This is a genomic window from Vibrio sp. 1731 (assembly GCF_033339955.1).
GTDB classification, from domain to species: domain Bacteria; phylum Pseudomonadota; class Gammaproteobacteria; order Enterobacterales; family Vibrionaceae; genus Vibrio; species Vibrio alginolyticus.
The window spans coordinates 21,026-33,085 of sequence record NZ_JAWOVO010000034.1; the positions used below are offsets into that span (position 1 = coordinate 21,026).

The following is a 12,060-nucleotide window of genomic DNA, read 5'->3' on the forward strand; positions in this document are numbered from 1 at the left end:
CTATGAGCACAAACCAAATAGAACAGGCACTCCTTGCCCCAAATGGTCTGACAGAACAAGACATTGCTGACACGCTTGCCAGCATTGCTACGCGCCAGATCGATTATGCGGACATTTACTTTCAGTCCAGCTGGCATGAGTCTCTGGTTCTAGAAGACAGCATCATCAAAGATGGCTCTTTTAACATTGATTGTGGTGTTGGTGTCCGTGCAGTAACTGGCGAGAAAACCGGCTTTGCCTACTCTGATCAAATCCAGCCTGAAGGCCTGAAGCAGAGTGCAATCGCGGCGCGCGGTATTGCTCAGCAAGGGCAGAATGGTAAAGTCCAAGCGTTTAAACGCACCGAAAACCAAGCGTACTACGCCGCTGTGAATCCACTAGCTGAATGGGAAAAGCAGCAAAAAACAGAATTGCTCAAATCTCTAGATGCTTACATCCGCACTAAAGAACCATTGATTAAAGAAGTTTCGATTAGCATCAGCGGTGTGCATGAGCAGATGCTTGTTGCGGCAACAGACGGTACTTATGCAGGCGACATTCGTCCTTTGGTGCGTTTGTCTATTAGTGTGCTTGCACAAAAAGGCGAACGACGTGAACGCGGTAGTGCGGGGGGCGGCGGCCGTTTCGGTTACGATTTCTTTTTAACGGAAAGCAATGGTGTGAAACAAGCTTTTCATTACGCAGACGAAGCGATTCGCATGGCGTTAATCAACCTTGAAGCAGAAGCAGCACCAGCTGGCATGATGCCAGTGGTATTGGGTTCTGGCTGGCCTGGCGTGTTGCTACACGAAGCGGTAGGTCATGGCCTAGAAGGTGATTTTAACCGGAAGGAATCTTCGGTTTTCTCTGGCAAAATGGGTCAACAAGTGACGTCTTCACTATGTACCATCGTCGATGATGGCACGTTAAAAGACCTTCGTGGTTCATTGAATGTGGATGATGAAGGGGTAAACGGCCAGTACAACACGCTTATCGAGAATGGTGTGCTGAAAGGCTATATGCAAGACAAGCTAAACGCGCGGCTAATGGGTGTAAATCCAACGGGTAACGGTCGTCGTGAATCGTATGCACACTTGCCAATGCCTCGTATGACCAACACCTACATGCTTCCAGGTGAACATACGCCAGAAGAAATTATCTCGACGGTCGAGAAAGGGTTGTATGCGCCAAACTTTGGTGGCGGCCAGGTGGACATTACTTCGGGTAAGTTTGTGTTCTCTGCATCGGAAGCGTACTTGATTGAAAACGGTAAAATTACGCGCCCTGTTAAAGGTGCGACGTTGATTGGCTCAGGTATCGAAGCAATGCAGCAAGTCTCTATGGTCGGTAACGACCTAAGTATCGACAAGGGCGTTGGCGTATGTGGTAAAGCAGGTCAAAGTGTGCCAGTTGGTGTTGGTCAGCCGACCTTGAAGCTGGACTCACTGACAGTGGGTGGCACTGAGTAACTCAGTCGAATCGTTATAAAAAGAGCGCTCATTAGAGCGCTCTTTTGCTTTGTGAGTCGGTGTCAATTACAGGTTTTCTTCAGCAAATTCCGCCAAGCGGCTACGAACCACGCCGTTGAGGTGAATATTTGCGCTGCCTTCAAAGTTCTTGAAGCGCTCAACCATGTACGTCAATCCTGATGTCACTGGGGTGAGGTAATGAGAGTCAATCTGCGCCAAGTTACCGGAGCAGACGATTTTGGTTCCTTCGCCACAGCGGGTAATGATGGTTTTGATTTGTGATGCAGTGAGGTTTTGACACTCATCAAGCAGTACAAACGCATTTTGAATCGAACGGCCACGCATAAAGTTGATCGATTTAAATTGAATGTTGGCTTTATCGCAGATGTACTTCAATGAGCCTTCAGTGCAGTGATCGTGTTTATGTAGTGCTTCCAAGGTATCGGTCACCGCCGCTAACCACGGCATCATTTTCTCCTCTTCGGAGCCGGGTAAGAAGCCGATGGATTCACCGATATCTGGCGTGTTACGTGTTACGATAATTTTATCGAACATGCTTTTTTCAATGGTTTGCTCCAATGCTGCTGCCATTGCCAGTAATGTCTTACCACTACCCGCCGCACCCGTTAGAATCACCAAGTCAATTTCTGGATCGAGTAAGGCATCTAACGCCATTCCCTGGTAGATATTTTTAGGTGTGATGTCCCAAGCCTTACGATGCATTAGACGTTCGCGGCTCAGGTCGAGAAGCGTTAGCTTGTCTTCATTGATGGTTTCTACGCGACCAGCAAAGTCACTGTCTTCATCAATAACGTATTGGTTGATAAAGGTTGGGTCGAAGGGTTCGCGACTGAGTTTGTGGTAAGTTTTTCCGCCCAGAGCATAGCTTTCTACTTCCTCAATACCGCTCCAGAAATCACCTTCACGCAATTGAAAGCCTTTGGTTAGGTATTGAATGTCGTCAATCAGTTGGTCGGTTCTATAGTCCTCAACAAAGCGTACACCAGCCCCTTTGGCTCGCAGACGCATGTTGATGTCTTTCGTGATCAGTACCACTTCACGTGGTGCACGTTTATTTTGCAGATAAAGCACCGCGTTGAGAATACGGTTGTCACCGGCTTTGTCGGCGAAGGCTTTGACAGTTTCCTGCAGTTCAAAATCCGCCAAAATGGAAATAGTACCTTGGTCGGGGTTGTCTTTAGAAACAGGAATGCCTTCAGAGATTTCATCTGGCGTTGCTTCTTTAAACAAATCTTCCAAGGTGCGAATAGCCACGCGCGCATCTCTTGCAACGTCGCGCTTACTGTCTTTGATTCGGTCGAGTTCTTCCAACACGGTCATGGGGATAACGACATCGTGTTCTTGGAAAGAGAAGATGGCAAAGGGTTCATGAAGAAGAATGTTGGTATCGAGTACAAACAGTTTCCGATCGGTATCGCCCATAGCGTCTCCTTGCCGTAGTACGGCTCTGCATGCGAGTTGTTAGGTCGTTTCCAAATAGGTGTGAAGTGACCTAACTCTGATTGCTTGCAATAGAGGTTGTCGGGCTGATGTCGGCTAGTGTGCAACCGAGTAGCAAGACAACTTACTGCAAACCCGTGTTGATCCTAATCGTGTACTAACGCGCTTAAATCATATGCAATGGTTTTAAACGCCCCTCATTAGAAGTATACGTAATATTTACGTTCTACAACTTAATAATTGGCATGAGTATTTTACAATTTGATTGCATTTAGAGTTTGGGAAAAAAAGTTTCTGCTTGGTGCGGTTTCGGCGTGACCTAAATCACAGCTTCAAGTAAGATTAGCGACCTTTTTCTGCGTATAGGCTACGTCCGATTTATCATGTTGAGCTGGCTTAAAAAATACTCAGTTCATACTGGAATGACGAATGCTATCGGCATAGCAGAAGCCAGAATCAGATCTAAACTATTATCCGTGCCTACGGGCATGAGTAGACCAACAAGAAATACGAATCAAGAACTAATAACGAGGTAGTCAATTCATGACATTTGCTTTGGGGCAGCGCTGGATTAGCGATACGGAAAGCGATTTAGGTTTAGGTACCGTTGTAGCAATGGATGCTCGTACTGTGACATTGATGTTTGCAGCGTCAGAGGAAAACCGAGTTTACGCACGTAACGATGCACCTGTTACCCGAGTCACCTTTAATGCTGGGGATGTCATCGATTGCCAAGAAGGTTGGTCTCTAAAAGTAGAAGAAGTACTGGAAGATGAAGGTCTTTACACCTATTTCGGTACTCGTGAAGACACGCAAGAAACCGCTGTTGTTCTGCGTGAGATTTTCCTTAGCAACCAAATTCGTTTTAACAAACCTCAAGATAAGTTGTACGCCGGTCAAATCGACCGTATGGACAACTTTGTTCTGCGTTACCGTGCGCTAACCAACCAGTTTGAGCAGCATAAGAGCCCAATGCGTGGCCTATGCGGTATGCGTGCAGGTTTGATCCCTCATCAGCTTTACATCGCGCACGAAGTTGGCCGTCGTCACGCGCCACGCGTCTTGTTGGCGGATGAGGTAGGTTTGGGTAAAACCATTGAAGCGGGTATGATCATCCACCAACAAGTTCTGTCTGGTCGTGCCGAACGCATTTTGATTGTGGTGCCTGAAACACTGCAGCATCAATGGCTGGTTGAGATGATGCGTCGTTTCAATCTGCATTTCTCTATCTTTGACGAAGAGCGCTGTATCGAAGCGTTTGCGGATGCAGAAAACCCATTTGATACTCAGCAATATGTGCTGTGTTCTTTGGATTTCCTACGCAAGAGCCGCAAGCGTTTTGAACAAGCACTGGAAGGTGAATGGGACCTACTGGTTGTCGATGAAGCGCATCACCTTGAATGGAGCCAAGATAAACCGAGCCGTGAATACCAAGTGGTAGAAGGCTTGGCTGAACGTACTCCAGGTGTGTTGCTACTGACTGCAACGCCAGAGCAGCTTGGTCGTGAGAGTCACTTTGCTCGTCTGCGTTTGTTGGATCCAGACCGCTTCTATGATTACGAAGCATTCGTTGAGGAAGAAGAGCAATACGCGCCCGTAGCAGATGCGATTACTTCACTCTTTTCCGGTGAAAAGCTACCTAATGAAGCAAAAAACCAGATCACTGAGTTGTTGTCTGAACAAGACGTAGAACCACTTTTCCGTATTATTGAAAGTGAAGCGGACGAAGAAGCTAAAGCGTCGGCACGCCAAGAGCTGATCGATAACTTGATGGATCGTCATGGTACAGGGCGTGTTTTGTTCCGTAACACGCGCGCGGCCATCAAAGGCTTCCCTACGCGTAACGTGCATCTGATGCCAATGGATATTCCACCGCAATACACTACATCAATGCGTGTTGCTGGAATGATTGGCGGTAAGATGAGTTCTGAAGCACGTGCGATGAAGAACCTTTACCCGGAAGAAATTTTCCAAGAATTTGAAGGCGATGACGCGAGCTGGTGGCAGTTTGACTCGCGTGTGAATTGGTTGCTTGAAAAAGTAAAAGAGAAGCGCAGCGAGAAAATTCTGGTGATTGCTTCTCGTGCGAGTACCGCACTGCAATTGGAGCAAGCACTGCGTGAGCGTGAAGGTATCCGCGCCACAGTTTTCCACGAAGGTATGTCGATTCTTGAACGTGATAAAGCGGCGGCTTACTTTGCGCAAGAAGAAGGTGGAGCACAAGTTCTTATCTGTAGCGAAATCGGCTCTGAAGGTCGTAACTTCCAGTTTGCCAACCAACTTGTCATGTTTGACTTGCCATTCAACCCAGACTTGCTTGAGCAACGTATTGGTCGTTTGGACCGTATCGGTCAAAATCGCGATATCGACATTCATGTTCCTTACCTGAAAGGCACATCGCAAGCGATCCTAGCACGTTGGTTCGATGAAGGCCTGAACGCTTTTGCGGAAACCTGCCCAACAGGCCGTGCTGTTTACGATAAGTACTCCGATGATCTGATTGAAATTCTTGCCTCTGGTGATACCAGCACGCTAGATGAGATTATTGAAGCGTCAGCAAAAATGAATAAAGAGCTGAAATCCCAATTGGAGCAAGGCCGTGATCGCCTATTAGAAATGCATTCAAATGGCGGGGAAAAAGCACAACAAATCGTTGAGAAAATTGAATCAACCGACGGCGATACCAATCTGGTCACCTTCGCACTTTCTCTTTTTGACACGATTGGCTTGAATCAAGACGATAAAGGTGAAAACGCCCTGATTGTGACCCCATCTGAGCACATGATGGTGCCAAGCTACCCAGGTCTGCCATACGAAGGAGCGACGATCACGTTTGATCGTGATACAGCGTTATCTCGTGAAGATATGCACTTTATCAGTTGGGAACACCCAATGATCCAGGGTGGTATCGATCTTCTTATGAGTGAAGGGGTGGGGACGTCTGCGGTATCTCTATTGAAAAACAAAGCGTTACCAGTCGGGACTATTCTTCTTGAGTTGATTTACGCGGTAGATGCGCAAGCGCCAAAACGCAGTGGTATCGCGCGCTTCTTACCGAAAACGCCAATCCGTTTAATGATGGACTCGCGTGGTAATGATTTGTCTGCTCAAGTGGAGTTTGAAAGCTTTAACCGCCAGCTCAGCCCTGTAAACCGTCACTTAGGTAGCAAGTTGGTTACGTCGGTACAGAAAGACGTACACCGCTTAATTGAAGCTGGTGATGTTCTTATTGAAGAGAAGGTCGAAGAAGTACGCAAGCAAGCTCATCAAGATATGCAGCACAGTTTGAATGCAGAGCTTGAGCGTTTGCAAGCACTGAAAGCGGTGAACCCAAATATTCGTGACGAAGAAATTGAAGCTATCGACGCACAAATTAAAGAGCTCACTGGTTACATCAACCAAGCTCAGGTTCAGCTCGACTCGCTGCGTTTGATTGTGGTGAGCCACAACTAAGTAAGTATTTATTGCTCATTAAAAAAGGTCTTCAGTTGAAGACCTTTTTCTTTATTTACGGTTTAGTTTCTTTATGCGGAATGCATTAATCACTGATAGCTATCTCATTTACATCAACCACTTCCACCAAATAAACACAGCCAAGAAGCCAAACAAGTAAATCAGGCCTGCAATCGACAACCACTTTAGTTTAGGTCCAACAGCCAAAGGCTCAGGTAACTTGGTTTTGCTCACTAATGTGTAATTTAGCAGAGCAAAGAATGGCGTGGTCATAAAGGCGAGGATCATCGCAAAGTTCAGCATAGGCAATAACGCAGAAGCCCAGAAAACCACAATACCCAATGCAAGTAAGGAGACTACCAGCATGATCGCTGAAGTGGTTTTAGGGTTAGTGTCTGGTTGCGAGCGCAGTAAGCGTTGAGAATCCGAAATAACGCGCGAATAGCCATCAATAACGGTAATCGTGCTGCCAAAGATACAGAAAAACGCAATTACCGCGATTAAGTAACGAGACCATTCGCCAATCGTTGCCGCATATAAGCCAACCAATTGGTGGGAGAAGCCAACGCCAGAGCTTTCAAGCGCAACGCCAGAACCATAAAGCATCAAAGAGCCTAGCGATACAAAGATAATGGCAAGAAACGCCGTGCCAATATAACCGACATTAAAGTCAAATAGAGCAGAGCGGTATGTTACTTCTTGCTGGCTTGATTGGCGTTTTAGCCACGCTGAGGTTAAACAGGAGATCTCAATCGGTGCAGGCATCCACCCCATTGTCACAACGATAAAACCAATAGCCGCAATAGACCAAGGTGACGGCGGCTCGAAGTTGGCCACTTGTTCAACAGGGTTACCAAAGGCGATAGAAACAGCGAGTAAAGTCGCGATGGTTAACACCGACATGATCACCTTAGATAGCGTATCGAGCGCTTTGTAATGGCCAGCAAATAATATGATCAGGCAGGTGACAATCACAATGATGCTGAGTGATGCCATTGATAGTGAAAACGGAATGAAGTAGCCCAGCAAGCTAGCGCTAAACATCAACAAAGCGGCGGTATTGATGACGGCCGATACCACGCTAAGAAATAGAAATAGCCATAGATAAGGCCGACCTAATTTCGCGTAGCCCTCAACCAAGGTGAGCCCTGTCCCCATGGTGTACTGTACGCCCGCTCGGAAAAAAGGGTATTTAAACAGGTTTACGAGCAGAATCAGTGCAGCCAATTGCCAACCATAAATCGCACCAGCCTTGGTTGATGCCACGAGGTGAGAGCCACCGACCGCAGCAGATGCCATTAATATGCCGGGGCCTAGCGAACGAAAAAATAAGGAAAGTTTGGATTGGGGTTTATCTATAACGGCGGAGTCCATTGCTTATTGTCCTTTTTATCTTATGTATCTTTCTAAAGAGATACATACCGCAGTACATGACAAGCTGAGCGATCGCCCTATACTGCGCAACGGTAATGTCTTTTAAATGCTGTGTTTTGGTGTATTTATTTTAAGTATTCTTTGCGAATATCATGCTGTGTGCATCTAGCACTCTATTCAGTTATGCGTCTTGTTGTCAAACTAAATTTACAACGTGCTATTTTTAGTTTTTATGCTAAAGGATTGACTTTGTTTTATTGGGTTGAACTTTTCTTCAGAATCCTGCATCTGGGTGCTATTTGGGTATATAATCGCGGCGTTTTTATTTTGTAGAGATCTCCCATGGCAATGCTTGAATATACCCCTCCCACCGACCCTTGGGTTGACATCGTTTTTGAGGATGACGACATTCTGGCAGTGAATAAGCCATCAGGGCTGCTGTCTGTCCCTGGTCGCCTTGCAGAGCATTACGACAGCATGTGGATCCGCCTCAAAGAGTTGCATCCAGAAATTCAAGTTGTGCATCGCTTGGATATGTCGACATCAGGGTTGATGTTGCTGGCGAAAAACAAACCCGCGGAGCGAGCATTAAAAAAGCAGTTCCAATATCGCCTCACTCACAAGGTGTATTACGCACGTGTTTGGGGGCATGTTGAGCCGCAAGAAGGGAATATTGATCTTCCATTAATTTGTGATTGGCCAAATCGTCCACGACAAAAAGTATGTTTTGACGACGGCAAACCATCTCAAACTTTATTCCAAGTAGTGAAGCGTGAAGTGCACCCTGATGGCACCCATACGACCGTTGTGCGACTACTGCCCATTACTGGTCGATCGCATCAGTTACGCGTGCATTTGATGGCGATTGGTCATGCGATTGTGGGTGATGAGTTTTATGCAAGCGAAGAGGCGTATCAGTTTTCAGAACGTTTAGAGTTGCACGCTGCGGAGCTAAGTTTTTATCATCCAGCTACGGATCAGCTGAGCAGTATTTTTGTACCCTGTGACTTTTATTCTGAAGCCGAGGCGATGATCTTTAACTATTTTTCGCCAGAGCGTACATTGCCTGATTATAAAACGTTGCCACACCCTTAATGCCAATTGCACTCAACAACGGTTCTTTCTAGTTCGCTATTTTTGGCTATTTCGTTACTGTGGTTGATGTATCCTGTCTTTCAGCCGTGAACAAGGAGTTGTTATGTCTTTGCCAAGCATCGTATTTTTAGACCGAGCGACCATCCCAGAACATATTGAGATCCCACGACCTGGCTTTCCGCACCACTGGCGTGAGTACGACCTAACTGCGCCTGGGCAGGTAATAGAAAGGTTAGCAGATGCCGATATCGTGATTAGCAATAAAGTCGTGCTTGACCAACATGTATTAGAGCAACTACCAAAATTACGGATGATCGCGGTTGCCGCAACTGGTTTTAACAACGTCGATGTGAACTACTGTGCTAATAATGGTATTGCGGTTGCTAATGTACGTGGTTACGCGACGCGTTCGGTGCCCGAGCACGTGATGGCAATGTTATTCGCTTTAAGACGAAATTTATTTGGGTACCACCAAGATATTGCCGCAGGTGAGTGGCAGCGTAACCAGCAGTTTTGTTTTTTTACTCACCCAATCGGGGATATTGGTGGTAGCACGTTAGGTGTTGTTGGTAGTGGGGCACTAGGGCAAGCGACGGCGAATCTGGCTCAAGCGTTAGGAATGACCGTGTTGTTTTCTGAGCGTAAAGGGGCGGCAGAATGTAGACCAGGTTATGTGTCGTTTGAGGAAGTATTAAAACGCTCCGATGCGCTGACTTTGCATTGCCCGCTCAACGATCATACTCAGAATTTAATTGGTCAAGCAGAGTTGAAACAAATGAAGTCCAACGCCATTTTGATTAATACAGGGCGTGGAGGTTTGGTGGATGAGAGCGCACTGGTGGATGCCTTAAAACAGCAAGAAATTGCAGCGGCTGGTTTTGATGTTTTTACACAAGAACCGGCTGATGAGAGCAATCCGCTGATTGCCAATATGAGTTTACCTAATTTGTTACTGACACCGCATGTTGCATGGGGCAGCGACTCATCTATCCAACGTTTAGCGGAAATCCTGATTGATAACATTAACGCTTTCGATCGCGGAGACCGCGTTAATCGCTTAGTGTAACGCTGACTGTAAAACCAAAGATAAAAAAAGCAGACATTGACGTCTGCTTTTTGCGTTTAAATCGAATGCTCATTGCGTGAGCCCTCGAATTAAAACTCTTCTTCGTTTAGACCTTTAAGGATCTGAAAGATTTCGCGGTACGCTTTTGCTGGTTTCCCAGCTTTTCTCTCTTTCGCTGCTTGGCGAGCAAGTTGGCGTAGACGCTGACGATCCGCTTCTGGGTACATTTCCATTACGTCATCAATGGCTTTGTCACCTTCTTCCACTACGCGATCACGCAACGCTTCAAGTTTGTGGAATACCGCCGTTAATTGAGAGTGCTTATTACGAATTTTATCCAGTGCGGCTTGGATTGGCTCTGGATCTTCGTAACGCATCAATTTACCAATACGTTGTAATTGGCGACGACGCGCTTCATTTTTAAAGCGTTGCGCGTCAGCAATTGCTTCTCGCAAATCTTCGCTCAATGGAAACTTTTCTAGAACTGAAGGTTTGAGGCCGACAAGCTCCTCACCTAGCTTTTGCAGTTCTTCCATGTCTCGCTTCATCTCGGATTTACTTACCCAGATGATCTCTTCTTCTGGTTCCCATGGCGCTTTTTGATTCTTACGTGCCATTTCAGTTGCCTGTGTTTTGATTAATATTATGACTATTTTAACAAGAATCATGGGGAGAAAGCGAAATTCTTGTTATCCTATTGTTCATCAAAGACAAGATGTGAAAGACAATGGATATTAAACAGCAGGTTGCTGAGCAACGTACCGAGCTAGAGCAAGCCGTCGCAAGAGCCTTAAAGCTTGCATCGGCAAAATCTGACGCCGCCGAAGTCGCAATTACTAAAAGCACTGGTTTAAGTGTTTCAACTCGTATGGGTGAAGTAGAAAATGTCGAGTTCAACAGCGATGGTGCGCTGGGCATTACCGTTTACCGAGGTCAACGCAAAGGCAGTGCTTCCACGTCTGATTTAAGTGAAGCTGCAATCGAGCAAACCGTTATAGCGGCGCTAGATATTGCACATTACACATCTGAAGACCCATTTGCAGGCCCTGCAGCGAAAGAATACATGGTGCAAGAGATCCCTGAGCTTGATCTTTTCCACCCTGACGCACCCGATCCAGACTATGCTGCCGATGTGGCGATTGCCGCTGAGAAAGAAGCGCTAAGTTATAACAGTGCAATCAAGCAAAGTGATGGCGCGAGTTATGATAGTCATTACGGCGTGAAAGTGTATGGCAATAGCCATGGCTTATTAGCTAGTTATGCGTCTAGCCGCCATAGTACTAGCTGTTGTGTAATTGGCGTTGGTCAAAACGGCGAGATGGAACGTGATTACAGCTACACCGTGGCACGTCATCGTGATGACTTATGGACCCCAGAAACGGTGGGTCGTAAGGCGGCAGAGAATACGGTTAACCGCTTAGATGCGCAGCGTCTAAAAACAGGTCAATACCCAATCATGTTTGCGGCTGATGTTGCGACAGGCTTGATTGGCCATCTCGTTATGGCGATCAGCGGTGGTAACCTGTACCGAAAATCTTCTTTCTTACTTGACCATCTAGGCAAACAAGTGCTTCCTGAATGGTTCAATATCTCAGAACGTCCGCATGTATTGCGTGGTTTGGCATCAAGTCCATTCGATAGTGAAGGTGTGTACACTCAAGACCGTGAGATCATTACCGACGGTGTGCTAGCAACTTATCTGTTAACCAGTTATGCCGCACGTAAAATGAAGATGACGCCGACAGGTCACGCTGGTGGGATTCATAACTGGTACGTGAAGTCGACAGGCCAAAACTTCGAACAAATGCTTAAAGAGCTCGGTACTGGTCTTCTAGTGACAGAGGTTATGGGACAAGGTGTGAACGTGGTAACGGGTGATTACTCTCGCGGTGCCGCAGGCTTCTGGGTTGAGAACGGCGAGATCCAATACCCAGTATCAGAAATTACCATCGCAGGTAATCTAAAAGACATGTTCACCAAGATTGTAGCGGTTGGTAGTGATATTGAAACGCGCTCACAAATCCAAACGGGCTCTATCCTACTGGATACCATGAAAGTGGCGGGTGAATAAGCTTTTCTAGCAATTCATGACCCGTCCTGATATGGGTTGACACTTTTTAACTAAAACGCTCGATGTACTTCATCGGGCGTTTTGTATTTTAA

The 12,060-nt window shown here is 46.4% G+C and carries 8 protein-coding genes; 5 read left to right on the plus strand and 3 right to left on the minus strand.

Annotation, left to right across the window (positions count from 1 at the left end; all coding sequences use genetic code 11):
• The first annotated feature begins 2 nt into the window (after positions 1 to 2).
• Complete coding sequence (gene tldD / locus R7035_RS23605; RefSeq protein ID WP_025767609.1) at positions 3 to 1,448, plus strand: metalloprotease TldD; 1,446 nt, start codon at positions 3 to 5, stop codon at positions 1,446 to 1,448.
• A gap of 66 nt (positions 1,449 to 1,514) precedes the next feature.
• Here tldD and R7035_RS23610 read toward each other — a convergent pair whose 3' ends face one another.
• A complete protein-coding gene (locus R7035_RS23610; protein WP_005381133.1) occupies positions 1,515 to 2,891 on the minus strand; it encodes a PhoH family protein in 1,377 nt (458 codons plus the stop codon).
• A gap of 561 nt (positions 2,892 to 3,452) precedes the next feature.
• Between R7035_RS23610 and rapA the strand changes: the two genes are divergently transcribed.
• Positions 3,453 to 6,362: an RNA polymerase-associated protein RapA gene (gene rapA / locus R7035_RS23615; RefSeq protein ID WP_318146296.1), complete on the plus strand. Its 2,910-nt coding sequence runs from the start codon at positions 3,453 to 3,455 to the stop codon at positions 6,360 to 6,362.
• Between the two features lie 108 nt (positions 6,363 to 6,470).
• Here the strand turns inward: rapA and R7035_RS23620 are convergent, their stop codons facing one another.
• Positions 6,471 to 7,736 carry an NRAMP family divalent metal transporter gene (locus tag R7035_RS23620; RefSeq protein WP_085570017.1) on the minus strand — a complete coding sequence of 422 codons (1,266 nt, stop codon included), beginning with the start codon at positions 7,734 to 7,736 and terminating at the stop codon, positions 6,471 to 6,473.
• Between the two features lie 342 nt (positions 7,737 to 8,078).
• On the opposite strand from R7035_RS23620, the gene R7035_RS23625 reads away from it, so the two are divergent.
• Both R7035_RS23625 and R7035_RS23630 read left to right on the plus strand, forming a co-directional pair.
• Entirely contained in the window at positions 8,079 to 8,831 is a 753-nt protein-coding gene (locus tag R7035_RS23625; RefSeq protein WP_085570018.1) for a pseudouridine synthase, read from the plus strand.
• Between the two features lie 103 nt (positions 8,832 to 8,934).
• Positions 8,935 to 9,897: a D-2-hydroxyacid dehydrogenase gene (locus R7035_RS23630; RefSeq protein ID WP_025767613.1), complete on the plus strand. Its 963-nt coding sequence runs from the start codon at positions 8,935 to 8,937 to the stop codon at positions 9,895 to 9,897.
• 89 nt (positions 9,898 to 9,986) lie between these two features.
• Here the strand turns inward: R7035_RS23630 and yjgA are convergent, their stop codons facing one another.
• Positions 9,987 to 10,514: a ribosome biogenesis factor YjgA gene (gene yjgA, locus R7035_RS23635; RefSeq protein WP_025767614.1), complete on the minus strand. Its 528-nt coding sequence runs from the start codon at positions 10,512 to 10,514 to the stop codon at positions 9,987 to 9,989.
• Positions 10,515 to 10,624: 110 nt separating this feature from the next.
• On the opposite strand from yjgA, the gene pmbA reads away from it, so the two are divergent.
• Positions 10,625 to 11,968: a metalloprotease PmbA gene (pmbA, locus tag R7035_RS23640; protein WP_085570019.1), complete on the plus strand. Its 1,344-nt coding sequence runs from the start codon at positions 10,625 to 10,627 to the stop codon at positions 11,966 to 11,968.
• Positions 11,969 to 12,060: the final 92 nt, after the last annotated feature.